21 protein-coding genes are annotated in these 23,185 nt (G+C 59.4%); 11 read left to right on the plus strand and 10 right to left on the minus strand.

The features are described 5' to 3' along the window. Window positions 1-6 precede the first annotated feature (6 nt). Complete coding sequence (gene hmpA, locus HF945_RS02560) at window positions 7-1,221, plus strand: NO-inducible flavohemoprotein (RefSeq protein WP_290524208.1); 1,215 nt, start codon at window positions 7-9, stop codon at window positions 1,219-1,221. 516 nt (window positions 1,222-1,737) lie between these two features. Here hmpA and HF945_RS02565 read toward each other — a convergent pair. Both HF945_RS02565 and HF945_RS02570 read right to left on the minus strand, forming a co-directional pair. Further along, window positions 1,738-2,964: a diguanylate cyclase gene (locus HF945_RS02565; RefSeq protein ID WP_290524209.1), complete on the minus strand. Its 1,227-nt coding sequence runs from the start codon at window positions 2,962-2,964 to the stop codon at window positions 1,738-1,740. 81 nt (window positions 2,965-3,045) lie between these two features. Further along, window positions 3,046-3,318 (minus strand): Arc family DNA-binding protein, encoded by a 273-nt coding sequence (locus tag HF945_RS02570; protein WP_290524210.1) that lies wholly within the window; start codon window positions 3,316-3,318, stop codon window positions 3,046-3,048. A gap of 309 nt (window positions 3,319-3,627) precedes the next feature. Here HF945_RS02570 and HF945_RS02575 point away from each other — a divergent pair, with 309 nt between their 5' ends. Next, a complete protein-coding gene (locus tag HF945_RS02575; RefSeq protein ID WP_290524211.1) occupies window positions 3,628-4,575 on the plus strand; it encodes a LysR family transcriptional regulator in 948 nt (315 codons plus the stop codon). 456 nt (window positions 4,576-5,031) lie between these two features. Here the strand turns inward: HF945_RS02575 and HF945_RS02580 are convergent, their stop codons facing one another. Beyond that, the gene (locus tag HF945_RS02580; RefSeq protein ID WP_290524212.1) at window positions 5,032-5,940 is read right to left on the minus strand and encodes a 6-carboxytetrahydropterin synthase; all 909 of its coding nucleotides are present in this window, start codon (window positions 5,938-5,940) and stop codon (window positions 5,032-5,034) included. Window positions 5,941-6,149: 209 nt separating this feature from the next. On the opposite strand from HF945_RS02580, the gene HF945_RS02585 reads away from it, so the two are divergent. Together HF945_RS02585 and HF945_RS02590 are read left to right on the plus strand one after the other, a co-directional pair. After that, window positions 6,150-6,488, plus strand: a complete 339-nt coding sequence (locus HF945_RS02585) for a histidine triad nucleotide-binding protein (RefSeq protein WP_290524213.1) — start codon at window positions 6,150-6,152, stop codon at window positions 6,486-6,488. Window positions 6,489-6,518: 30 nt separating this feature from the next. Next, window positions 6,519-7,100, plus strand: coding sequence for an ACP phosphodiesterase (locus HF945_RS02590; RefSeq protein WP_290524214.1), 582 nt, complete (start codon window positions 6,519-6,521; stop codon window positions 7,098-7,100). 146 nt (window positions 7,101-7,246) lie between these two features. Here HF945_RS02590 and HF945_RS02595 read toward each other — a convergent pair whose 3' ends face one another. Both HF945_RS02595 and HF945_RS02600 read right to left on the minus strand, forming a co-directional pair. Next, window positions 7,247-8,080 carry an SDR family oxidoreductase gene (locus HF945_RS02595; RefSeq protein WP_290524215.1) on the minus strand — a complete coding sequence of 278 codons (834 nt, stop codon included), beginning with the start codon at window positions 8,078-8,080 and terminating at the stop codon, window positions 7,247-7,249. A gap of 68 nt (window positions 8,081-8,148) precedes the next feature. Continuing rightward, window positions 8,149-9,099 carry an alpha/beta fold hydrolase gene (locus HF945_RS02600; protein WP_290524216.1) on the minus strand — a complete coding sequence of 317 codons (951 nt, stop codon included), beginning with the start codon at window positions 9,097-9,099 and terminating at the stop codon, window positions 8,149-8,151. A 27-nt stretch (window positions 9,100-9,126) separates the two neighbouring features. Here HF945_RS02600 and HF945_RS02605 point away from each other — a divergent pair, with 27 nt between their 5' ends. Continuing rightward, entirely contained in the window at window positions 9,127-9,573 is a 447-nt protein-coding gene (locus HF945_RS02605) for a hypothetical protein (protein ID WP_290524217.1), read from the plus strand. Window positions 9,574-9,866: 293 nt separating this feature from the next. Here the strand turns inward: HF945_RS02605 and HF945_RS02610 are convergent, their stop codons facing one another. From HF945_RS02610 to HF945_RS02620, 3 genes are read right to left on the minus strand one after another with little or no spacing between them, the layout of a single operon-like run. Further along, complete coding sequence (locus HF945_RS02610) at window positions 9,867-10,625, minus strand: SDR family oxidoreductase (protein ID WP_290524218.1); 759 nt, start codon at window positions 10,623-10,625, stop codon at window positions 9,867-9,869. Continuing rightward, a complete protein-coding gene (locus HF945_RS02615; RefSeq protein ID WP_290524219.1) occupies window positions 10,622-11,554 on the minus strand; it encodes an alpha/beta hydrolase in 933 nt (310 codons plus the stop codon). The genes HF945_RS02610 and HF945_RS02615 overlap by 4 nt, the downstream gene beginning before the upstream one ends. After that, on the minus strand, window positions 11,538-12,995 hold the full coding sequence (locus HF945_RS02620; RefSeq protein WP_290524220.1) for an NAD(P)/FAD-dependent oxidoreductase: 1,458 nt from the start codon (window positions 12,993-12,995) through the stop codon (window positions 11,538-11,540). Before HF945_RS02620 ends, HF945_RS02615 begins: the two co-directional genes overlap by 17 nt. Before the next feature lie 101 nt (window positions 12,996-13,096). Here HF945_RS02620 and HF945_RS02625 point away from each other — a divergent pair, with 101 nt between their 5' ends. Continuing rightward, on the plus strand, window positions 13,097-14,119 hold the full coding sequence (locus HF945_RS02625; protein WP_290524221.1) for an AraC family transcriptional regulator: 1,023 nt from the start codon (window positions 13,097-13,099) through the stop codon (window positions 14,117-14,119). Between the two features lie 207 nt (window positions 14,120-14,326). On the opposite strand, the gene HF945_RS02630 is transcribed toward HF945_RS02625, so the two are convergent. Further along, complete coding sequence (locus HF945_RS02630) at window positions 14,327-14,791, minus strand: LEA type 2 family protein (protein WP_290524222.1); 465 nt, start codon at window positions 14,789-14,791, stop codon at window positions 14,327-14,329. A gap of 559 nt (window positions 14,792-15,350) precedes the next feature. On the opposite strand from HF945_RS02630, the gene HF945_RS02635 reads away from it, so the two are divergent. After that, the gene (locus HF945_RS02635; RefSeq protein WP_290524223.1) at window positions 15,351-15,848 is read left to right on the plus strand and encodes a hypothetical protein; all 498 of its coding nucleotides are present in this window, start codon (window positions 15,351-15,353) and stop codon (window positions 15,846-15,848) included. 3 nt (window positions 15,849-15,851) lie between these two features. Next, entirely contained in the window at window positions 15,852-17,762 is a 1,911-nt protein-coding gene (locus HF945_RS02640; protein ID WP_290524224.1) for a tetratricopeptide repeat protein, read from the plus strand. A gap of 110 nt (window positions 17,763-17,872) precedes the next feature. On the opposite strand, the gene HF945_RS02645 is transcribed toward HF945_RS02640, so the two are convergent. Next, on the minus strand, window positions 17,873-18,841 hold the full coding sequence (locus HF945_RS02645) for an FAD:protein FMN transferase (RefSeq protein WP_290524225.1): 969 nt from the start codon (window positions 18,839-18,841) through the stop codon (window positions 17,873-17,875). 441 nt (window positions 18,842-19,282) lie between these two features. Between HF945_RS02645 and HF945_RS02650 the strand changes: the two genes are divergently transcribed. The 3 genes from HF945_RS02650 (at window position 19,283) to HF945_RS02660 (ending at window position 22,911) form a co-directional block, all read left to right on the plus strand. Next, on the plus strand, window positions 19,283-20,146 hold the full coding sequence (locus HF945_RS02650) for a sigma-70 family RNA polymerase sigma factor (protein WP_290524226.1): 864 nt from the start codon (window positions 19,283-19,285) through the stop codon (window positions 20,144-20,146). A 10-nt stretch (window positions 20,147-20,156) separates the two neighbouring features. Beyond that, window positions 20,157-21,104: a hypothetical protein gene (locus HF945_RS02655; protein ID WP_290524227.1), complete on the plus strand. Its 948-nt coding sequence runs from the start codon at window positions 20,157-20,159 to the stop codon at window positions 21,102-21,104. A gap of 151 nt (window positions 21,105-21,255) precedes the next feature. After that, the gene (locus HF945_RS02660; RefSeq protein WP_290524228.1) at window positions 21,256-22,911 is read left to right on the plus strand and encodes a VWA domain-containing protein; all 1,656 of its coding nucleotides are present in this window, start codon (window positions 21,256-21,258) and stop codon (window positions 22,909-22,911) included. Window positions 22,912-23,185: the final 274 nt, after the last annotated feature.

Genomic DNA, 23,185 nt, shown 5'->3' on the forward strand with positions numbered 1-23,185 from the left:
AAGCCGATGCTGAGCGAAAGCCAACTGGCCGTGATCAAGCAGACCGTTCCGATTCTTCAAGAGCATGGTGAAACCCTCACCCGCCATTTCTACCAGCGCATGTTCCGGGAAAATCCCGAAGTGCTGGCCTTTTTCAATCCGGCGCATCAGCACGCCGGGACACAGCAGCGGGCGCTGGCGGGGGCCATCTGTGCCTATGCCCAGCACATCGAGACCCCGGAGGTGCTGGCGGATGCGGTGGAGCTGATTGCCCAGAAACATGCTTCGCTGCAAATTCTTGCCGAGCATTACCCGATTGTCGGTGCCAATCTGCTGGCGGCGATTCAGGAGGTGCTGGGTGAGGGAGCCACGGATGCGGTGATCGATGCCTGGGGCGCGGCCTATGGTGTGCTGGCGGATATCCTGATTGCCCGTGAGGAGCAGATTTATGCAGATCAGCAGAAGGCTCATGGCTGGAAGGGCTTCAAGCGTTTTGTGGTGGCCCGTCGTGAAGCCGCCAGTGACAACATTGTGTCTTTCTATCTTCGTCCGGAGGATGGTGAGCCGCTGCACGCGGCGTTGCCAGGCCAATACCTGACCTTGCGGGTCGCACCCGATGGCAGCGAACCGGTGATGCGAAACTACAGCCTGTCCGGTCAGCCCGACCCAGACCTGTACCGTATCAGTGTGAAGAAGGAAGAGGGCAATGGCGCCGAACAGCCTGCCGGGGTGGTGTCTGCGTACCTGCATGAGCAGATTGGTGAGGGCGATGTGGTAGAGCTTGCGCCGCCCTGCGGTGAGTTCACCCTGCAACCCGCCCCGGCCGACGATATACCGTTGGTACTGATTGCCGGTGGTGTCGGCATTACTCCGCTGATGGCCATGCTTCACGGTGCCCTGGCGCAGCAGGCCGGGCGTGAAGTGATCCTGATCCAGTGCGCACGCAACGGTGCCGAGCAGCCTTTCGTGGAGGAGCTGAACAGTCTGAAAGGCATGCACGATAACCTGCGTACTCATGTGCGCCTGAGTGAAGCGCGTGCCGGAGATGAAGGTTTCGATAGCGAAGGCTTTGTGGATGGCGCTCTGCTGGATGAGCTGGTCGGCAATCGTCGCGCCCAGTATTACTTCTGTGGTCCCGCACCGATGATGCGGATGGTGAACCAGTTGCTTGTGTCACGGGGCGTGGATGACGCTGACATCCATTTTGAGTTCTTCGGGCCGAAGGAGGATATGGCGGCCTGAGGCGGCACGGCTACGAGCTACGAGCTACGAGCTACGAGCTACGAGCTACGAGCTACGAGCTACGAGCTACGAGCTACGAGCTACGAGCTACGAGCTACGAGCTACGCTTGATTGGAATAAGAAAGGCCAAAAAGTTCCCTGGCTGGGCGGTTTCTTTGGCTACCCGATTCGCCCAGGCAAGCTGGGCTCCTACAAAGGCCCCGGCGTTTCTACGAAGCCACTGTAGGAGCCCTGCTTGTCTGGGCGATCCGAGCCCAAGCGAGGTAAGGATTCCAGAAACGAGTGACGAGTAACGAGTTGCGAAAATCTAAAACCGGCGGACAGGCCCTGAATTTCGGTTCTGCCTTTCGAAACTCATTACCTCGCTTGGGCTCGGATCGCTTGCAGGCAAGTTATTCGCTTCGCTCACCCCTTCGGGGCCGCACTTGGTGCGTTACTCCGCTGCGCTACGTTCCCACAGCGGGGTATAGCGAGTTTTTTGCATCAGTCATGTTGCGTGAAGCGTGCTGCGTCTCTCTACGTCAGCATCTCCACCATGCCCTGATTGTTCATCATGGCGACCCGGTTACGGCCGGCACCCTTGGCTTGATAGAGGGCTTCGTCGGCTTGCTTGAGCAGGGCGCCGCCGTTTTCGGCGCCGCCGTCGGAACAGGCGACGCCGATGCTGATGGTGACCACCTGGCTCACCCGGGAACCGCTGTGGGGCAGACCCAGTTGTTCAACCCGATTGCGCATTCTTTCGGCGAATACCAGAGCGTCATTGAAGCTGGAATCAGTGAGCACGATGACGAATTCCTCGCCCCCGTAACGGGCGGCGAAATCCTTTTCGGCCTGGACCATGGACAGGGGCACGGCGGACACCTTTTTAAGGCATTCATCGCCGGCGGGGTGGCCGTAGGTGTCGTTGTACTGTTTGAAGAAATCGATATCGAACAACAGCAGGTTGATGCGCTCCGGGGCATCCGGGCTTTTCTGACTGAGCTGGTGATAGAGCTGGTTGAGACGGGCTTCCATGCCGCGCCGGTTGATGCAGCCGGTCATGCCATCCACGGTGGCCTGGCTTTCCAGTACCTGGTTGGCGGTATGCAGTTCATCCCGGTGTTGGTACAGCACATGTTCGGACAGGAAGTGCTTGCGCAGCAGCCGTTCGTAGATGTATTGCCCAAACAGACTCATGCTGATGAAGGCGAGGCTGAGAACGGTCAGGGTCAGGTGTTCGAAAGGCGTGTTTTCAGGGGCCATAAAGAGCCCGCCAATCATTGCGGCAGTCATCAGAACCGTGCTGAAAACGGTGCTGTGCAGGGGCAGCCGGAACAAGGTGCTGATCATCACCACGGATAACGGGGTTTGCAGGAAAAACACCCAGGAAAGCGGATGATCAATAATGACGCCCAGGTAAATGCCGGAAAGGGAAAGTGTAAAGGCGAGGGTCAGCAGGGCCGGTTGCAACCAGTCCCGCCAGCGGGGTTGCTGGCTCAATATCAGGCAGCCACCGGTAACCATCAGTGTGAACAGGCGTGGGCGCCATGTCTGCAGCAGGATGTCCGGCCCCACCAGCGATTCCACCAGCATGGCACAGAGCAGCAGGATAATCATCAGCAGGGCGGTGGACGCCGCCCCTGCAGCACTGTTGCGGGAATAAAAACGGAAATCCTGTTCCAGCGGGGCAGGAAGACGCAGATGCCAGGGCAGGCGGATATCGTTGCCTGTGGGCAGCGGAGTTTGGGTCTGGTTTGCTGTCACGCCGATTGAAGCTCCCTGGTTCCTTGTTAAGGCCGGACTCCCTTGATCATTGTCCGGCCCCAGACGCCTATTGTAGGGAGACTAGTCCAGTAGAGCCAACAACGCATGCTGTTTGGCAGGGGAGAGGCGACGGAAGCGTTCCAGCAGGTGCGCTTCTTCATTGCCCTCCGGGACCGCCGGCGCGCCCTGCGGGAGAGCGTCGGGCCAGTTTCCCAGGCTGTGCTGGAGCCGGGCGATAATTTCTGCATTCATGCTGCGGTGGCTAACCTGGGCCGCTTTTGAAACTTCTGCACGCATTCCGCAAGGAAAACGCACCACGAACTTCTCGGCTCGCGTGGTGACGTTACTGGTCATAATTACCTCTGATGCACTTCCGGCTAACTGAACCCGGATGACGTTTGCGGCTCGCCGGGGTTCGACAACTTGCTGGAAGGTTAGTGAACAGGGAATAACAAACCTAACCTTACGCATTTTTCTGCGTTCAGGCGATACTGGCAGCTTGCTATTAGTGCTAATTAGCGACCCTGTTAACACTGTCGGCGCTAACCAATTTGCTGATTGGCGCTCTCGCGGCGGCAAGTGTGATCCGCTACACATTAGGTGTGGGCCTGCGCCAGTGCTAGAATTTCGCACATTGATGACAACCTTTCGGCAAGCTGATCGATGAATATTGCGTCCGCGGATCTCAACCTGCTCAAGTACCTTGACGTCCTGTTGCGTGAGCAGAATGTTACCCGTGCTGCCGAGCAGCTGGGGATTACCCAGCCCGCCATGAGTAATTCGTTGAAGCGGCTGCGGGAGCTGTTTGGTGATCCCCTGCTGATTCGCACCAGTGATGGCATGACGGCGACCGAGCGTGCCCAGGAACTGCGTCCCCTGGTGCGCCAGATTCTGGCCCAGAGCGAGCAGTTGTTTACTCCGGAGGACAGTTTCCGGCCTGAAGAAAGCCGCAGGGTTTTCCGGATCATGACCAGTGACTATGCGGAAGGCACCCTGGTGCCGCACATCGTGCGCCGTCTGCGTGCAGAGGCGCCCCATGTGGTACTGGACTTCCTGACGCCCTCTGACGTGAGTTACCAGGACATGGAACAGGGCCGGGTGGATATGGCGGTGAACCGCTTTAATGAGATCCCGGGCTCGTTTCACCAGGTAAGTCTCTGGAAGGACTCCTTTTCATGTCTCCTCAACCGTGACAACCCGATTGCAAAGGATTTCGATCTGGACAGTTACCTGTCCGCGCAGCATATCTGGGTATCCAAGACCGGCTTCGGGGTGGGCTTTGGCATGAACCCGGAGAAACTGGGTGGGCTGGGCTGGATTGATCATGCTCTGGAACAGCTGGGCAAGAGCCGCAAGATCAGTATCTTCACCCGCCACTACCAGATGCCGGCGTTGCTGGCCATGAACAATGATCTGGTGGCGACCCTGCCATCCCGGGTGGCCCGCATGCAGGCACAGAACCCGCGATTGCTGATCAAGAAGCCGCCGTTTGATATCCCGGAATTCGAGCTGCAGATGGCCTGGTCATCGCTGCTGCATCACAACGTGGCTCACCGTTGGCTGCGCCGGCTGATTCAGGAAGAAGCCGAGCGGATTCTGGACGAGGAATAACAGCTACGAGCTATGAGCTACGAGCTACGAGCTACAAGCTACAAGCTACAAGCTACAAGCTACAAGCTACAAGCTACAAGCTACAAGCTACAAGCTACAAGCTACAAGCTACAAGCTACAAGCTACGCTTGATTGGAATAAGAAAGGCCGAAAAGTTCCTGGGGTGGGCGGTTTCTTAGCTACCCGATTCGCCCAGGCAAGCTGGGCTCCTACAAAGGAACCGGCGTTTCTACGAAGCCACTGTAGGAGTCCAGCTTGTCTGGGCGATCCGAGTCCGAGCGAGGTAAGGATTCCAGAAACGCGTTTGGAAATACGGGAACCTGAGCTCGGTATGGCGAACCGTGCGCAGCCTGAATCTGACCGGATGGCCGGACGCACACAAGGTTATTTGAGCTACCAGACCCAAAGTTCTCCGATCTTCCTTTTCAACGTTAAACGTTGAACTTTCAACTCGCCCTAAATCACCGCCGCGCCACTCAACCAGCCTGAATGGGCCTTGCCGGGCATGTCCTCACCGGCTTCGGCGATGGCCCCTTTGCCAATACCTTCAAATGCCCGTACCCGGAAATGTTTACCGGGGGCCTCATTGGCCAGCTGTTCGGCAATGTGGGCCGCCAGTTGCTCCACGGTGGAATCGGTGTCGATCAGATAGCAGTGATCCTCCGGGATCACCAGCTCAAAACGCCCCTGCGGTGCATCATAGCGGAACCGGTGGTGGGGAATTTCATCGATGTAATAGGTGCCTTCCAGGTCTTCCTGGGTGCCGATGTAGATATCTTCCCAGCGGTCTGCCCAGAGTTTCTCCCAGTAACGGCTGCGTCGTCCGTTTTCAAAGATATGAATGTTGGAGCGATGGCCATGGGCAATACGCTGACAGTTGCCATCGTGCTTTTTCAGGCCGTGGGAATAGTGGTAGTACGGCGCGGTGCCGGTATCTTCCTCACGCAGGATCACCCTGACCTCGTGGACATTGTTCGGTACCACATCCTGCACCAGCTCCATCAGGTAGAGGGTCAGGCTGGCCTTGGACACTTCCGGGCCCTGCATCAGCAGCAGGCTGTCGCTGGGTACCACCATGCGAATGGTGCCGCCGCGGTATTGCCATTCCAGACTGGTATCCCCGTCACGCTCGGCCACGTTGGCCTGGTCACAGTCCACCGGCACCAGCAGGCGGTGGTCGACGCTCTCGTCGATGGCTTCCTTGATGCGCTTCTTGATGTGGCCGAAGTCAAACACCATGCCCTGATTGTCCAGATCCCCGCTTAGCTCGAGATCCACCAGCCAGGATTCACCGACCATACCGCGCTTGGAGTGCAAGTAGGAAAAATCGGCGACGGTCAAATTTTCAACGAAGAGTGTGGCCATGCTGTTCCGGTTGATCAAAAGTGGGTTCAGAGAGCACTATAATGCCACCATTGTGACCCGTCGCTAAGGTGAACGTCACGGTATCGGTGCGAATTAGATGCAATTATGGTGTGAGCTGTGAACCGCGCCACACACTATAGACAGGAAAGTGCACATCTTGCGTCCATCTGCCGCCGGTGTTGGCGAATCGCTGAGGAGCTATCCCATCCATGTCTGAAACGCTTTTTTCCAAGATTATCGATCGTGAAATCCCGGCTGATATCCTCTTCGAGGATGACCAGTGTCTGGCATTCCGAGATATCAATCCGCAAGCGCCTACCCATTTCCTGGTGATCCCGAAGAAGCCCATTCCAAAGTTATCCGATGCGGATGCCGGTGATCAGGCCTTGCTTGGTCATCTGTTGTTGATTGCCAGTCAGGTGGCAAAACAGGAAGGGCTGGAGGATTTCCGCCTGAATGTGAATAACGGTGCCGGCGCCAGCCAGACCGTATTCCATCTGCATGTGCATGTCCTGGGTGGCCGCTCTTTCAGTTGGCCTCCGGGTTGAAGATAACGTCCCTCCGGGGCGTATCAGCGTATGAACTATCTGGCCCACCTGACCCTGGCACAGCCTTCCGTTTCCTCCAAGGTGGGCAACATGCTGGGAGACTTCATGCGCGGCGTGGATGTGCAGGCGCTACCCGCGCCGGTGCGTCAGGGGCTGGATAACCATCGTCTGGTGGATCGTTTTACGGATCATCATGATTGGGTGCTGGCGCAACGGCGGGCATTTTCGCCGTCCCGGCGGCGCTTCGCCGGGGTGGCCCTGGATGTGCTGTTCGACCATTTCCTGTGGCAGCACTGGAGCACATTTCACGACCGTCCCCGCGATGACACTATCCATCTTCATTATGCCCAGCTGCAGGCCGGCAATGCCCTTATGCCAGATGCCATGCGCACACGTATGCAGGCCATGGTGGAGCAGGATTGGCTCAATCGCTATGCCCGTCTTGAGCAAGTGGGGCAGGCGCTGGACATGATTGCCAGTCGCATCCGTTTTGCCAATGGTTTTGCGGGGATCGTGGAGGAAATCGCGCCCCGTTATGCGGAGCTGGAAGCGGGCTTTCTGGTGTTCTATCCCCAGTTGCAGGAAACCGTGCGGTCGGCGGGGCTGGAGTAACAAGCCTCAAGCCTCAAGCTACAACGCGGCACATGCGCCAGGGGTTACGTACTGGTCAGGGCCGCGCCCGGGCCTGGGCATGGCCCGGGTATTTCTGATCAATACTGCGCGTTGTCGCTTGCAGCTTGGGCCTGTCCCTACAAGGTCTACAGGGCCGGCAGGTCCAGCTCGGCCATGGTGTCGTAATACAGGGTGTCGGCCAGCGCAGTGTTGCGCGCCAGTGGTGAGCGCATCGCCGGTTTGAAATTGGCAAAGTATTGCCCGGTGATACCAGCGTATTGCGCATCCAGTGCCAGGCTGACCGTCTGCCGGGCGGCTTTTTCCGGGGTGGTCAGGGTGGGGCGGATCAGTGCCATCAGGAACTTGGGGGCGTAACGGAAAATCGGGGTATCCACGCCCCCTGGGTGCAGGGCGTTGCTGGTGATGCCCAGTTCCGCCAGGCGCTCGGCCAACACATTGCTGAACAGGATATTGCCAAGCTTGGACTGCCCGTAGGCATCCATGACCAGATAGGGCTTGCGGCCCCGCCAGGTCTTCTTGTTGATGCGTCCCAGCCAGTGCGCCACGGACGCCAGGTGCAGAATGCGCCCTTGCTCGCTTTTTTGCAGCAGCGGCAGCATCAGGTGGGTGAACAGCACCGGGCCAAGATAGTTGACCGCGAACTGCATCTCGTAGCCGTCCTTGCTGTATTCCTGCCGGGTGGGCACCACACCCGCGTTGTTGATCAGTACATCCAGGTGGTCGAGTTCCCTGTTGATGATGGCCGCACTGTCACGCACCTTGTCCAGGTCGGAGAGATCCAGCGAAAACAGACGCACCTTGGCAGAAGGATGGGCATTCTTAATGCGGGCGACGGCGGCCTGGCCCTTTTCCAGATCCCGGCAGGCCAGGATCACCTCGGCTCCCCGGCCAGCCAGTTGTTCCGCTGTGCAAAAACCTATGCCGGAATTGGCGCCGGTAATCAGAACCCGTTTGCCCATGAAGTGATCCTCCTGAAAGCGGCCGCCGTGGCAGCCGGGTGGTACCTGAATAGGGAAGTCATAGCCTATCAGTCTGAGCGGTGCTGTAACTGGCTCGCTGGGCCAATTGTCAGGCGGTTGGTGGAAGGCCCGGTGATTTTCTGACCCGTTACCACCGGTTGGGGGTTGGCCTGTTCTTCCAGCCACTGGAGGATCAGCTGACTGGTGGCGGGCCATTGCTTGCCCTGCAGCAAGAGATGGGGGCCTTGCTCGATCTGATGGTAATGAACTTGCCCCTGCAGGTGGGTGCGAAGTGCCTGTATGCCAGCGGCCGGTACGCTCTGATCCTTTTCGCCGTACAGCAACAGCACGGGAATGTCCCATTGGGTCAGCGCCGGTACCTGGTCGCTGGCCGTGTCTGCCAGTTTGATCAGCCCCCAGTAGCTGTCCAGCCGCACTTCCCGCATGACTCTGTCATCGTAGGCCAGCCGCTGGGCACTGTGGGGGGAGAGCAAGGGGTTGTCAGGGTTGCGCTCCACACTGACCCGGTAGCCCGGCGCCAGTGTTGCCGCGCTGGCAATGGCCAGGTTCCAGCCGTAGCGCAAGCGAATGCCTTCGCGCACCGCCGGGCCGGACAGGATGAGGCCCGCCACCCGGTCCGGTTGCTCCAGCGCAGCAAGAATGGCCACGGCGCCTCCCAGGCTTTCACCCATCACAAACACCGGCTGATGATAAGCTGATGACAGTTGTTCAATGCGTCTGGCGGCTTCTTCCACCAGCCGTGTTTCGCCGGCCCAGCGCCCTTCAAACTGGCGTGCGCCGAATCCGGCCTGGTCGTAACTTTCCAGGTAGATGCCCGCGTCGGCGAACCACGGGCCAAGCTGGTCATAGGCGGCGGAGAAATCGCCAAAACTGTGCAGGGCAAGGATCACGGCACGGGGAGGTTCTTCCGGTTGCCACTGGCGCAATGTGGGTTCGAGCGGATGTTCATGCGCGTTGAAGGACGGCGCGGCGCAAGCGCTGAGCAACAGAGATAGCATGATAAGAAACACAATTCGGAGCATATGATGACTGTACCGATTCCGCTGCAACGCAAGGTGAATGCCCTGGGCCTGGCACTGGTGCTGGTGATCGTGACCTGGGCGGTGTCCGTGAGTGAGGCGGGTCCACCTCCGGTGACCATGACCGTGACCGCTACGGCCTACAATTCCCTGCATGGGCAGGGCCATGGCAAGGATCATGCGTTGGCGGCCTGGGGGGATCGTCTGGAGCCGGGTATGCAGGTCATCGCCGTGTCCCGTGACCTGATTCCCCTGGGCCTTGGTCACAATGCGGAGCTACAGATTGAGGGCCTGCCCGGCACCTGGCAGGTGAAAGACAAGATGCATAGACGCTGGAAGAAAAAAATTGATATCTACATGGGAGAGGATCTCGAGGCGGCGCGGGAATGGGGCAAGCGCCAGGTGACGATTACCTTTGCGGCGCCGGAGGACGCGGGTGGCGCTGAAGACTGAATCCACATCGTGCTATTCCCTGCTGTAGGAGCTTGCCTGCAAGCGATCCAAGCCTGGGCGAGGTAAAAAGATTCGAGTCGCGAGTACCGAGTTTCGAAAGGCAAAACCTGCTGCGAGGAACCTGGTTTGGGTTTTGATCTTCGAAACTCGAGACTCGCCTCTGAAATCCTTACCTCGCTTAGGCTCGGATCGCGAGCAGGCTCGCTCCTACAGCGGGGTATAGTGAGGGTTTTACCGACGCAAAAAGGCCCGCCCGGGTTACGGGCGGGCCTTTTTGCGTCAGGCGTCAGGCGTCACTCCCTGCTCATGAATTTCATCAGCATGCGAGTGGTGAAGCCGGGCAGCAGCTTGTCGCCCAGTTTCATCAGTTTGAAAACCCCGCCTACCGGGTTGTGGACGCCGGTATCCTGGTTGGCGGTCTGCCACACGGCGTTGGCGATGTCGTCAGCGTCCAGATTTACGCCCATGCGATCAATCACCGGTGCGCGGAACTCGGCGTCGGTGACCATGGGGGTGCTCACAAAGGGGGGCATCACGTCAGCTACGCGAATGCCCTGCCGGCCCCATTCGATATCCAGCGATTCGGTCAGTGAGCGCACGGCAAACTTGCTGGCTGAGTAGGAAGAGAAGTGCGGGGTGCCATACATGGCGGAGGCCGAGCTCATGTTGATGACAACCGGCGTCTTGCTCTCCAGCAGATAGGGGTAGGCGGCCAGGGACATGTACATCAGCCCGGTCACATTGATATCCATGATCTGTTTGTGTCTGGCGGCGGGGATATCTTCAAAACGCCCCATCTGCAGGATGCCTGCGCAGTTGAACAACACATCCAGGCCGCCTTCGGCGGCGAAGTCCCGGGCTGCGTGCTGGCAGGCCAGATCATCCGTGACATCCAGCTGCCGATACCAGCAGCCATCCAGTCGTGTCGCCAACTCACGCAATGCGCTTTCATTTACATCCGTGATGCCCACCGTCCAGCCGTTGTTGTGAAACAGTGTGGCGGTGGCCAGACCGATGCCGCTGGCGGCGCCGGTGATGAAGATACGCTTCATGATTGAGCTTCCCTGCGGTGTTGATGGATAAAGCGGGCACAGGTCATCAGTGCGTGATCTGCATCGGCCAGCACCCCGGCATGTAGCTGAAAATCATGCCAGCGCTGTGGATGCACCTGCAAGCGGGACTCGGTGCCACTTTGGTTCAGTGCCTCGTTCAAGCGCAGACTGTCATTGAGCAGGATCTCGTCGCTGCCGACCTGGATCAGCACCGGGGGCAGGCCGCTCAGATCACCGTTGATGGGCGAGCAGGCCGGGCGTTCGGGGGCATTGCCGGCATAGTCCCGGGCCGCGTTGCGAAGCCATTTGGGGCTGAGCAGCGCATCCCGGTCGGTGTCGAACAGGTCGGTCAGGGTCAGGTCCACCCAGGGGGAAAACAGGATCACACTCGCGGGCAGGGGGATCTGTTTTTCCTTGAGCGCCAGCAGGGTAGCCAGCACCAGGCCGCCACCGGCGGAATCGCCCATCAAGGTCAGGCTCTTCGGCTCTACCCCTTGTTCAAGCAAGGTCTGATACACGCTTAGCGCATCCTCGATGGCGGCGGGGCAGGGATGCTCCGGTGCCAGCCGGTAATCGGGGACCACCACGCGCGTGTTGGCAAAACGGGCAAGATGAGAGGTTATTGCCTTGTGACTGTCCGGACTGCCTGCCACATACCCCCCGCCATGCAGATAGATCACTGTCCCTTCGGCATGCAGGGTCTGGTAGTGACGGCAGGGGACGCCGCCCACCGGATCATCATGATCTGCCACGTCACGGGCACGCAGGGTGGTGTGGGCAAGGATATCCAGCCAGCGGCGCTGGGCGGGCAGGCTCAACAGCAGCGTCGCGGGCTTGAACAGCAGTGCCAGGGACGTGCGCAGCAGTCGTGCCAGAATCTGTTGAAACAGTGATTGCGAACGGCTGACCCGATCAACGAACAAGCTCATAGTCGCTCCAGTTAACCTGACGGGTCAGGCGGCGATAATCGAAGGTGAACCCCGGCCAGTTGTTGGTGTTCTTGCCGGATGCGGTCTTGTACCAGCTATGGCAGCCCTTGTCCCAGACCGTGTCATGAATCTTGCGCTGAATCCCTTCATTGAAATGGGACTGGATGTGGGCGCGAACATCCACGGCCTTGAGCCCGTCGTCTTCCATGGCGGCCAGGCACTGGCGGATGTAATGAATCTGGCTTTCCAGCATGTAGATGATGGAATTGTGGCCCAGATTGGTGTTGGGGCCATAGAGCATGAACAGGTTCGGGAAGCCGTGCACGGCAATTCCCAGGTACGCTTCCGCGCCGTCCTTCCAGGCTTGATTCAGGTCCTGGCCTTCGCGGCCGGTGATTTTCATGGGGGTCAGGAAATCGGTGGCCTGAAAACCGGTGCCATAAATGATCACATCGGCTTTGTGGTGGGTGCCGTCGCTGTCTGTCAGCCCGCTGGCGTCCACGGACTGTATGCCGTGGTTGATCACCTCCACATTGTCCTGGGCCAGTGCGGGGTAATAGTCATTGGACATGAGGATGCGTTTGCAGCCCATGGGGTAATCCGGGGTGAGCTTGTCACGCAGCGCCGGGTCCGCAATCTGCTTGTTGAGGTGGCGTTTGAAAAGCCACTGGTAAAGCTTCATGGCTTGCTGCAGGGAGGTGAACCCCAGCACGCGGGCTTCGTTGGTGGCATAGATGCGCAGCCGGTCCAGGGTCTGGGTGATCGGCAGCCGCTTCAGCAGCCAGTGTTCGACGGCAGTGTAGGCACGGTCCGGCTTGGGAATGACATGGGCCGCCGAGCGTTGAAAAAGCATGACCTTGGCGGCGCGTCTGGCCACTTGCGGAACAAACTGGATGGCGCTGGCCCCGGTGCCAACCACGGCCACGGTCTTCCCGGTCAGGTCCACATCATGGTCCCAGCGCGCGCTGTGAAACTGGGGGCCCGCGAACGCCTTGATGCCCTCCAGAGGCGGATAGGCTGGCTGGTTCAGCTGGCCGGTGGCGGTGATCAGGGCCTGGCAGGTGAGGGTGTCACCGTTGCTGAGGGTGATCTCCCAGACATTGTCCTCATCCCGGTAGCGTGCCTCTGCCACTTCCGTATTGAAGCGAATGTGGCGGTAGAGATCGTATTTGCGGGCGCAATGTTGCTGGTACGCAAGGATTTCCTGTTGCGGCGCGAAGCGTCGGCTCCAGGGGTAATGGCGCTCGAAGGAAAAGGAATAGAGGTGCGAGGGCACATCGCAGGCGGCACCGGGGTAGGTGTTGTCACGCCAACAGCCGCCCACGTCGTCAGCCTTTTCAATGATCAGCAGATTGTCCTGGCCCTGTTCCTTGAGGCGGATGGCCATGCCCAGTCCGCCAAAACCGGCACCGATGATGATGACCTGATGTGTCGTGTTCATGGGGTAAACATTCCTGTTGTCATTATGGAGGTCACAATAGCGGGACTGGGCCGGGGTGTTTATGGCATTGTGGGACAGAAAATTGTGGAAAGCGGACACGCATGATTGCCCCAAGAACCCTTACCAGTGTGCGGTTGCAGGTCGGCTACGGTGTCGAGCAAGGCCTTGATGCGCAAGGGCTGCTGAACGGCTCCGGGATCACCCTGGACAGGCTGCACCATCAGAGCGATGAGACCATCGAGGCGGAGCAGGAATTGCGCGTGGTCGAAAACCTCTGTGCGCAATTGGGCGATCCGGTTCGCCATGGCCTGGCCATGGGGCAGCGGTACCATCTCAGCAGTTATGGGGTGTGGGGCTTTGCCCTGCTGACCAGTCCCACTTTTGGCGATGCCTTGCGCCTGGGGGTGCGTTATCTGGGGCTTACCTTTGCGTTTCTGGCAGTGGACCTGGCCGAGCGGGGTGAGGAAGGGGTGCTGATGCTGGGCGATGGGCATTTACCCGAGTCTGTGCGTCCCTATCTGTTGGCCAGAGATGCCAGCGCCATCATGGTAATTCAACAGGAGCTGTTTTCAGAGCGGGTGGCGCTGTCATCGTTGCGTCTGCGACTACCTGCGGGGAATGAGGCGGATTTTGTGCGGCTGTTTGGTCGTTGTCCTGACTTTGATGAGGATTGCAGTGAGGCTGCGTTTGCCCTGGAGGCGCTGGCGCGGCCACTGCCCCAGGCCAATCCCCTGACGGCACGATTGTGTGAAGAGCAATGCGACCAGCTGCTGGCCAGCCGCTATGCCGAGGACAGCCTGGCGGCGCGGGTCAGGCGGCGGTTGCTGCAGCAGGCCGGTCAGTTTCCCGACGCCGAGGCTGTCGCCGGGGAGATGGGCATGACCAGCCGCACCCTGCGCCGCCGGCTGAAACGGGAAGGCACCTGTTTTCGGGCGCTGCTGGATGAGGTGCGGCGGATGTTGGCGGAGCAATGGCTGCAGATGGGGGTGTTAACCATGGAGGAAATCAGCGACCGGCTGGGGTTCTCGGAATTGTCCAACTTCCATCATGCCTTCCGCCGCTGGACCGGTCAGACCCCGGCGCGGTTCCGGCGAGGGGTGAGGGAAGGCCTGAGTGTCCGCTGACCGCGGTCGCTTGTCTGCATTCGCTTGCAAGCAAGCTCCCACAAAGGAAGGTGAGAGGCAGTCCCAAAGCGGGGGGTAAAATGTGGGGCAGCAGTGGGCCCCCTGCCTTCTGTGGGAGTTTGTCTGCAAACGATGGTGCGGTTGGAGAAGCCGCATCGCGTGCAGGCAGGCTCCCAGATTGAAGGCGCCTGCTTTCCAGGTGACGGGCTAGCGGGGCATGGCGGGCAGCGCCATTTCCCCTTCCTTGTCGAAGCTGAGCGGAATGGGCACACCGGCAACTCTCGCCTTGCCTACCAGGCGATAGGTCAGCGGTGTTCCCGGCTCCTGCTGGATCTTCTGCAGCTTTTGCAGGCTTTCCAGCAGGCTGGTGGTAATGGTCGTGGTTACGGTGGCATCGCCCATCGCCGGCAGAGTGACGCTTTCCGCGGTCAGGCCACGGCCGAATTTCTCGCCATTCACATAGATCTCGTAATCCAGGCTTTTCAGGGTCAGATCGCGGTCATTGGGGTTACGCGCCCGCAGTGTCAGTCCCCATTCCTGTTCAAACAGGGTGACCTTGTTCAGATTGATCCCTGCCACCGACACTTCCGGTGATTCCAGCGAACCCAGCGTCTGACAGCCGGAAAGAAAGAGGGCTGTCACAAGCAGCCATGCAGAAAGCAGTGGTTTCATGGATATTTCCGTGTTTTGAGGTTCTGACATTGGAGCCAAGAATAACCAGAAGGTTCAATGGGGGCATGCCGGATGCTGGATGCCGGACAATAAAACCAAACCTGCAAATTATCAGTTTCGTCTCTGGGCTGGAACGTTAAAGGGCGTGATCATGGCGCTTAGGGTTGCGCTTTATTTGGACAGGTTGATCAGCATTGATGGCGTCAGGCGTCAGGCGTCAGGCGTCAGGCGTCAGGCGTCAGGCGTCAGGCGTCAGGCGTCAGGCGTCAGGCATGGGAATAAGTGCATGCCGGACGGCCCGGACTCCTGTCGCGCCACCGCGCCCTTTGCAAGGCGCGCATGGCGCGGCGTATGACCGGGCCGCCGGCACGTAGCCGATAGAGACTATCGACCTTTTGATAATGGTACCGCCGGCGAGGTTGTGGCAAGGAACATTTGTCTGAAAAATGTATCCCTTGATGGATGTTGTCAATTGCCGGATGAGAAGCTGGCAACAGCTACTGACACAAAGGTGTGTTAGATTCAGAAAAAATTTTCGTCACTGTTGTGAGAGGGAAGGATGCGCCGTGTAGTCATCGTGTTGCTGTTGTTGGCATTTTCGCCGCTGCAGAGCGCCGAGCTGGACAAGGATCTGGCGGATTTCAAGCGGGAAGTGCTGGAGGTCAACAAGCGACTTTTATTGCTGGAAGAAGAGCTGCTTTTCCCGGCGGATACCCAGGTGGGTGTCTATGTGTCTCTGGATGTGGGGCATTTCTTCGAACCGGACAGCATCACCCTTGAGCTGGATGGGGAAGTGATTGCCAGCCACCTCTATACCGAAAAGGAAGTGCGGGCCCTGCGCAATGGCGCGGTGCAGCGCCTGGCGGTGGCGAACGTGAAGAATGGTGGCCATGAACTGGTTGCCTTTGTCACCGGTGATGGCCCCCAGGGCACCGAAATTCGCCGGGGCGTCAATGGCCAGTTCGAAAAGGGCCATGGCCGGCACTTTGTGCAACTGCACATCGAAGATGACGCTGCCAAGCAGCAGCCCCGCTTCCGTTTCCGTGAATGGCGCTGATCCATGCGATTACTGCTTGTCACACTGAGCCTGTTGCTGGCTGCGCAGAGCTGGGCGCGCCTGGATGAAGAACACAAGGTACAGGAGCCTGCCTATGGTGAGGTGGCCTACCTGTATTTGCAGGGGGAATACTTCGCCGCCCTGACACGAGCCCAGATGGCGTTGGAGCGCGGAGAGGTGGATCACCACCGTGCCGATCTGCAGGTTTTGCTGGGGGCCATGTACAGTGCCTATGGCATGCCGGAAGATGCCGAGAAGGTGTTCAACGCGCTACTGGATACGTCGGTCAGCGATAAGGTTGCCCGTCGCGCCTGGGTGCATCTGGCCGGGCTGTACTACCGTCAGGGAAAATACAGCCAGGCTCTGGAAACCCTGCAGGAGCAAGTGGGTACACCGGATCCGGAGTTGGCGGAAGTCTATTACAGTCTGCGTGCCAGAATCCTGATGCGTCTTGGCCGTTACGAGGAAGCGGCCGAGTCCCTGGATGCCTTTGCAGAAGATCATCCGCTCAATGCCTACCTGCGCTACAACCTGGCTATCAGCTGGATCAACGGTGAGCACCCGTCCCTTGGACAGGAGTGGCTGTGGCAGCTGGCCAACCTGCCTCCCGGCGAGACCGAAACCGATGCCATCAAGGACAAGGCCATGTTGGCCCTGTCGGTGTATATGTTGCGCAGTGATCAGGAAGACAGGGCGCTGGAATTGTTGTCTGCGTCCCGGGCGGATGGGCCTTTTGCGGATGAATCCCTGATGCTCTACGCCCGCGCTGCGTTGATTGAAAACCACCCTGGCAAAGCCCTGCCTGCGCTGCAGAAGCTGGATCAGATGTCCATCCAGCGCCCGGCCGTGCAGGAGGCTCAGCTGGCCATTCCCATCCTCTACGACCAGCAGGGCAACCTGAAGCAGGCGCGTGCCGGATTTGAAACCGCCATCACGCGCTTTGATTCCCTGGATGACTACCTGTTGGGGATCGAGGCCCGCATTGCCAGTGGTGAATGGTTTCAGGAGATGGTGGGTGAGCCGCAATGGTCCACGGCCATGGATCCGGTACCGAAATTCCTTCCCCAGCGGGTGGAGAGCTTCCCCACGTTCTACAGCTGGTTTGCCACAGCCGGCTTTCAGCAGGGCTGGAACAACTATCACGAGCTGATGCGCCAGCATAACCTGCTTTCGCTGTGGGAAAACAAGCTGCCGGCCCTGAATGCCATGGTGGAAGCCCAGGAATACAAGCAGGAATCCCTGCGCCCGGAAGCGAAGGCCTTGCTCAAGGAGCTGTCGGATCAAGCGTTTCAGGGCAAGCTGAGAAAACTGGAAAAGCGCTATGACGAGGCGGTAGAAGATGAAGATCCTCTCCCTTTCGCCACGGATAAAGAGCGGCGCTTGTGGCGGGCTCAGCAGGAAGCCAGTGAAACCACCGGCCAGTGGGGCGACAAGGCGCGCCCTGATATGGATGAAAAACTGGCGTTCTACCGTGGCGTACTGCTATGGGAGATGCAGGAAGACATTGTTCCCCGCCAGTGGGAGCGTGAGCGTAGGCTCAAGGAAGTGGAGTCGTTGCTGGAAGAGAACCGCAAGCTGCGCAGCCGGTTGCTATACGCCACCAGCCGGGCTGATCGGCTGGAGCATTTCAAGACGGAATTGCCGGAATTGGCGCGCATGCTGGCTGACCTGCAGCAGCGCGGTGACGTGCTCATGCGTCGCCAGCAATATGTGCTGCAGGCAGAGGCCGTGCAGCACGTGGCCAGGACCCGTGGCCGGCTGAAGCGTTTTTCCGCTGCTGCTCACGAAGGGCTCGCGGATCTGGTTTACCGTTCCCTGCGGGCCAGCCGCGCAGCGCCCGCCGGGCCTGTCGAACCGGACGTGCCTGCCGGAAATGCGGAAGTGCCTTCCGAAGAAACGACCACACCCCAGTAGCGTCGCTGGGGGCATGACCGTCCGCCGTTGTGGCGCGGTCATGCGGCATGGTTGTGTGGAGTGGGTATCAGGCCGACGCGGTATTCATCGGGATATGACGTTGGTGATGCTCACTCCGGCGGCACCAGGTCGTCGGAGTAATAGACTTCGCCTTGCTGGTCGATAATGATCACGGACGTGTTTGCCAGTCGGTTGATCAGCGCCAGCCCCTTTTCCCTGCCCAGGACAAAAACACTGGTAGACAGGGCGTCTGCATCAATACTCTTTTCCGTCAAAATGGTCACGCTGACCAGTTCGCCCGCGCTCTTTCCTGTCTCGGGGGAGATGATGTGGTGGATACGTTCGCCCTTGCTGATGAAGTAGCGTTGGTAGTCGCCCGAGGTCGACATGGCGATATCGCTCAGTGGCAGACGCATGGCGATGGCATCCTTGTCTCGTGGATGTCGGATGCCGACGCCCCAGGGGCGCCCGCGATGATCGCCAAGCACGTAGCTGTCACCACCCAGGGATAGCCAGGCCTGTTCGATACCCGCCCGCTTCAGCAGGTCGATGCCCTGATCAATGGCATAGCCCTTGGCGATGCCGCCCAGATCGATGGTGGTGCCGGGGTCCGTGAAGCGAACCTGGTTGGCCGGCAGTAACTGGATGTTGCTTGCATCAATATGGCGTGTCGCTTCCTGCAGGGTTTCCTCATCCGGTGACGTGCCCTCACGGTAATCATAGAGGTGTCCCGCGCTGGCGAAGCTGATGTCGAAAGCGCCCCCGGTGAGTTGGTAGTAGTCCCGGGATTTTTCCAGCAGGGCATAAAACTCGGCACTGATGGTCTGCGCTTCACTGGCCGCCAGGCGATTTACCTTTGCCAGTTCACTGTCTTCCACCCAGGGGGACAGCAGTATGTTGAGACGGCTCATTTCTTTTTCCAGGGCGGCAAACAAGGGGGCCGCATCCTGCTCGGACCACAAGGTGACACTGGCCCGGGTGCCCATCACGTCCCACTGGTGTTGCTGCCATTGCGCCAGTGCGGAATGTGGCAGCAAGCTGGAAAATAACAGCAGGGCAGACAGAAGGGCACGTGGCATGAGGGTCTCCATGAAGGTGAGTGTGCAGTGTAGACCGCTGGCAGCATGCTCGCCATGCACAAAACTGGTATCGACTGGGCAATTAGGCTACAAGGGAGCCTCTGAATAACTCCTTGCGTACTCAGCGTGACCTGGAGCGCTCAGCTGTTGAGTCTTGTCTCGATGGTCAGGGTGGTTCCCTTTCCGAGAGGCAAGGCGCAGCAGATGGGCGCTCCAGGCCGCGCCTTTATGCCCGAACGGGTGCTCTCGGGTTTTCCAGGCTGACCCACACTCGTTGTTGCCTGTTCTTGAAGATGTGAGCCTTGACAGGCAACCAGCATGCCTTCAAAAGTGCGCCCCTCTTTACCTTTGCCGAGGGGGTGGGCCAGCCTGAAAGACTGAGCATGCAAGGAGTTATTCAGAGGCTCCCAAGTGATGACAATGCACTGAGGCCCCTTTTTCATGGCAAACGGAAAGGCCGGCGACAACCTCATCGACTGGCCCGCTCTCATTTTTGAACCTCGCTTCATGGCCGGCCTGGAACGCATGGCCGCGCGCCGTTTTGTGCAACCGGTGCTGGCGGAAGAAGCCTGCACGGCCATGCTCGAAGCGCTCAGCGACAATGACTGGGGGGCCCTGAAGTCCTTCTCGGGGAACAGCGCGCCGGCCACCTTCGCCTACGCGGTGGCGGCCCGTGCCATGGAAGATTTTGCCCGTCGCAAATTCGGCCGCCCACGCCCTCCCCAGTGGCTGCAGGCCATGGGGCAAGCCTGGGTGCGGCTGTGGCGCATGCTGTGTCTGGAGCGGCAGTGGCCGGAAACCATTCAGACCCGACTGGCCGGAGAGTTCCAGGATGGACTGATCAGCGACGCCATGCGGGAAATCAAACAGCGCATCCCCCGTTGTGGGGAGCCGGGCTTTTCTGAATCCTGTGTCACCGAATTGGGGCTCGACACTTTGCCGGAGGACCGGGGCGCCTCGCTGGATGCCAGTTTTCAGGAGGCCCAGCGGCACCAGGCGCTGGCGCTGATGGGCATGCTGCTGAACCGCCAACCCGGCGAGGCAATACCGCAGGCTTGTCCGTCCAATGAAGACACGGCACTGGCAACACTGGTGGCATCGTTATCGCTATCCGCGGACGATCGATTGCTGCTCGCGCTCCATTATGAAGACGGGTTGGCCAGCCGGCGTATTGCCGAGCTGACTGGCAGCAGTCCGGCCACGGTGCAACGGCGCCTGCAGGGGTTGCGTCAGCGCTTGCTGAAGGCGCTCGAAGACATGGGCATGACGGATAACGGGGAGGTCGCGTTTGAATTCGGACAATGAAAAAACGTTGATGCAGTCTCTCCGACAGCCAGGGGAACGTGAAGCCGACTTGCTGGAGCAGTCGCTTTTTTCGGGTTTTGCCAGTGAAGACGAGATTCTGGCGGCGTGGCAGGAGGGCTCGCTGGATAGCCAGCAGGAAGCCGCGCTGAAGGCGGCCCTGGCCAGCAGTAATACCCTGCGTCAGCAGTGGCTGGCACTTTCTGATGCGGTGCCCAAGGCTTCCCATGGAGCCGTCTGGCATGGTCTGTTCCGCTGGCACTGGGCCACCATCGGCATGACCGCCAGTGTGGCGCTGGTGGGCGTATTGCTGTTCCGCCAGGGGCAGCTGCCGGTGGTGCCCGAACAGAGTGTGGTTATGCACTCGCCTGTGGAGAACCAGGCTGTGATGACGGATGACATTCAGTCTGATCAGAGGGGCCAGCGGGAATTGCTGCTGGAGCGGCAACGTCGGGAGCCCGAGGCAAAAAAATCCCGCGACTTACCCCGCCGGAGTGAGTCGCGTACCGAGGAGGCGTTTTCCGGTGACCGCGCGGATACGCTGGCAGGCGGTGCCGAGTTTGATGGCGCCATGGCCGATAGTGCGCCAGTAATGAGTGAACGAGCCATGGAGCAAGCCAAGCCCCGGCCGGCCCCGCTGGCGCCTGCGCCGTCATCACTGCCCTCGGCGGCGCGATTGGCGCCAGAGCCGGTGACAGAGGCAGTGCCCTGGCAGGATTTTCTGGCGGTATACCAAGGCAATCCCGCGGCCTCCAGCGACCCGGAAATGACGGCACTGGCCGAGGCCGCACTCGCGGTAGAAGCCAGTGGTTGTGCTGCCTCGGACGTTGCCTTGCTGCAGCAGGCCTTCCAAACGGTGAAAGAGCGATACCCTGATACCTTTGCTCCCCTTGCCCCGACGAATCCGGATGGCTGGTGCGAACTCGGCCCGTTGCTTGAGCGTGAGGCAGAGGCGCCTTAATCCCGGGTTTTGGCCTGTAGCATCAGGCATCCGGCGTCGAGCGTCAGGCGTACATACTTCATGATGCATCCGCGAAGCGGAATTTTTGAGGCAGATCCCGCGCCTGTCCGTCTTACCTCCTTGATAGCTAACAATGACTCTGGAGGTAACCGTGAAAACTCTTGTTCCTGCACCGCTGGTACTGGCGATGAGCATGACTCTGGCAGCCTGCTCCCATCAGGCCGAGCAGGCTGCACCGACCCATGACGTGGCGGACAGTCGACAGCCGCAGACCGTACCCGGCAAGCCGGTGATGGCAGAGGCCAAACGGATGATGGCGGATAGCGCCTACAGTGGATTGGCGGCGGTCCAGGTGGCTCCCCAGCCGCCGATGGGCGTGCCTGCTCAGCACGAGCGGGACCGTTTCGCCGAGATCGACGACAACGGCATCATCCGGACACAAGACACCCCGGTATCAACCTTTTCCATTGACGTGGACACGGCGTCTTACAGCTTCTCCCGCCGTCAGATCAATCATGGTCGACTTCCCCAGCCAGACGCCATTCGTCTGGAAGAGTGGGTGAACTATTTCGACTATGACTACCCGGCACCGGACACCCCCGACACCCCGTTCCTGACCCAGGTCTCGGTGAGTGATTCCCCGTGGAGAGCGGGCAACAAGCTGCTGCACATCGGGATCAAGGGATTTGAACCGAAAGCGGAAACCCGCCCCAAGGCCAATCTGGTCTTCCTGCTGGACGTGTCCGGCAGCATGATGGCTGAAGACAAGCTGCCCCTGGTTACCCGTTCCCTGCGCATGATGGTGGACCAGATGCACCCCGACGATACGGTTGCCCTGGTGGTTTATGCGGGGGCTGCCGGCGTGGTGCTGGAGCCGACCGAAATCAGGGACAAGCACAGGATCGAGACGGCGTTGAAGGCATTGAGCGCCGGTGGTTCTACCGCAGGCGGTGAAGGGATTGAGCTGGCCTATGACCTGGCCGAGCAGCATTTCGACAAGGCCGCCATCAACCGGGTGATCCTCGCCACCGATGGCGATTTCAATGTGGGGGTAACGGATCAGGATGCGTTGGAAGGCTTGATTACACGCAAACGTGAAAAGGGCATCTACCTGTCGGTGCTGGGCTTTGGTCAGGGAAACTACAACGACAGCCTGATGCAGACCCTGGCGCAAAACGGCAATGGTGTGGCTGCCTACATCGATACGCTCAATGAAGCGCGCAAGGTGCTGGTCACCGAGTCTACCTCTTCACTGGTGCCGATTGCCGAGGATGTGAAAATTCAGGTGGAGTTCAATCCCGCCACGGTGCAGGAATATCGTCTTCTGGGCTACGAAACACGGGCTCTGGAACAAGAAGACTTCAACAACGACAAGGTGGATGCTGGCGAAATTGGTGCCGGCCACACGGTAACGGCGATCTATGAAATTACTCCGGTGGGTGCTGCGCCGATGATCGAACCGGGTCGCTATGAAACAGGAAAAAGCAAAACCGACACCCCGTTTGCTGGTGAATATGCCTTTCTGAAACTGCGCTACAAGCGCCCGGGAGAACGTCGCTCACAACGGATTGAAACGCCGGTGCCGGTGGACACGAAAAACACGGATGCGCTGCAATCCCGCGAAACCGCCTTTGCGGTAGCGGTAGCCGGCGCCGCCCAGCTTCTCAAGGGCAGCCCGTACACCGGTGACTGGCAGCTGGAGGATGCCATCGAACTGGCCCAGAAGAACAAGGGCGACGATGCCTACGGCTATCGCAGCGAATTCATCCAGCTACTGCGCCAGGCGGAGGTGAGTGAGAAGATCTAGCTACGAGCTACAAGCTACAAGCTACAAGCTACAAGCTACAAGCTAGGCTGATTGGAAAGGCAAGCCCAAAATAGTTCCCAGGTTTCTGCGCTTCTACAGCGCGCTGTAGGAACGTAGCGTAGCGGAGTAACGCACGTAGTGCGGCCCCGAAGGGGTGAGCGGAGCGAATAACGAGCCTGCTCGCGATCCGAGCCTAAGCGAGGTAAGGATTCCAGAAACTCTGTTCGAATGGAAAAAGAAAGCAAACCGTGCGAAACACGGAATCGATCTTAGG

This window comes from Alcanivorax sp. (genome assembly GCF_017794965.1).
Classification (GTDB): Bacteria; Pseudomonadota; Gammaproteobacteria; order Pseudomonadales; family Alcanivoracaceae; genus Alcanivorax.

Bases quoted from the DNA above. Each gene is read 5' to 3' on its own strand.
- HF945_RS02655 (WP_290524227.1), top strand. From the start codon at position 20,157: ATGCAGTCTCTCCGACAGCCAGGGGAACGTGAAGCCGACTTGCTGGAG.
- HF945_RS02585 (WP_290524213.1), top strand. From the start codon at position 6,150: ATGTCTGAAACGCTTTTTTCCAAGATTATCGATCGTGAAATCCCGGCT.
- HF945_RS02615 (WP_290524219.1), bottom strand. From the start codon at position 11,554: ATGAGCTTGTTCGTTGATCGGGTCAGCCGTTCGCAATCACTGTTTCAA.
- HF945_RS02625 (WP_290524221.1), top strand. From the start codon at position 13,097: ATGATTGCCCCAAGAACCCTTACCAGTGTGCGGTTGCAGGTCGGCTAC.
- HF945_RS02630 (WP_290524222.1), bottom strand. From the start codon at position 14,791: ATGAAACCACTGCTTTCTGCATGGCTGCTTGTGACAGCCCTCTTTCTT.
- hmpA (WP_290524208.1), top strand. From the start codon at position 7: ATGCTGAGCGAAAGCCAACTGGCCGTGATCAAGCAGACCGTTCCGATT.
- HF945_RS02600 (WP_290524216.1), bottom strand. From the start codon at position 9,099: ATGCTATCTCTGTTGCTCAGCGCTTGCGCCGCGCCGTCCTTCAACGCG.
- HF945_RS02635 (WP_290524223.1), top strand. From the start codon at position 15,351: ATGCGCCGTGTAGTCATCGTGTTGCTGTTGTTGGCATTTTCGCCGCTG.
- HF945_RS02570 (WP_290524210.1), bottom strand. From the start codon at position 3,318: ATGACCAGTAACGTCACCACGCGAGCCGAGAAGTTCGTGGTGCGTTTT.
- HF945_RS02640 (WP_290524224.1), top strand. From the start codon at position 15,852: ATGCGATTACTGCTTGTCACACTGAGCCTGTTGCTGGCTGCGCAGAGC.
- HF945_RS02620 (WP_290524220.1), bottom strand. From the start codon at position 12,995: ATGAACACGACACATCAGGTCATCATCATCGGTGCCGGTTTTGGCGGA.
- HF945_RS02575 (WP_290524211.1), top strand. From the start codon at position 3,628: ATGAATATTGCGTCCGCGGATCTCAACCTGCTCAAGTACCTTGACGTC.
- HF945_RS02610 (WP_290524218.1), bottom strand. From the start codon at position 10,625: ATGAAGCGTATCTTCATCACCGGCGCCGCCAGCGGCATCGGTCTGGCC.
- HF945_RS02595 (WP_290524215.1), bottom strand. From the start codon at position 8,080: ATGGGCAAACGGGTTCTGATTACCGGCGCCAATTCCGGCATAGGTTTT.
- HF945_RS02590 (WP_290524214.1), top strand. From the start codon at position 6,519: ATGAACTATCTGGCCCACCTGACCCTGGCACAGCCTTCCGTTTCCTCC.
- HF945_RS02645 (WP_290524225.1), bottom strand. From the start codon at position 18,841: ATGCCACGTGCCCTTCTGTCTGCCCTGCTGTTATTTTCCAGCTTGCTG.
- HF945_RS02580 (WP_290524212.1), bottom strand. From the start codon at position 5,940: ATGGCCACACTCTTCGTTGAAAATTTGACCGTCGCCGATTTTTCCTAC.
- HF945_RS02650 (WP_290524226.1), top strand. From the start codon at position 19,283: ATGGCAAACGGAAAGGCCGGCGACAACCTCATCGACTGGCCCGCTCTC.
- HF945_RS02605 (WP_290524217.1), top strand. From the start codon at position 9,127: ATGACTGTACCGATTCCGCTGCAACGCAAGGTGAATGCCCTGGGCCTG.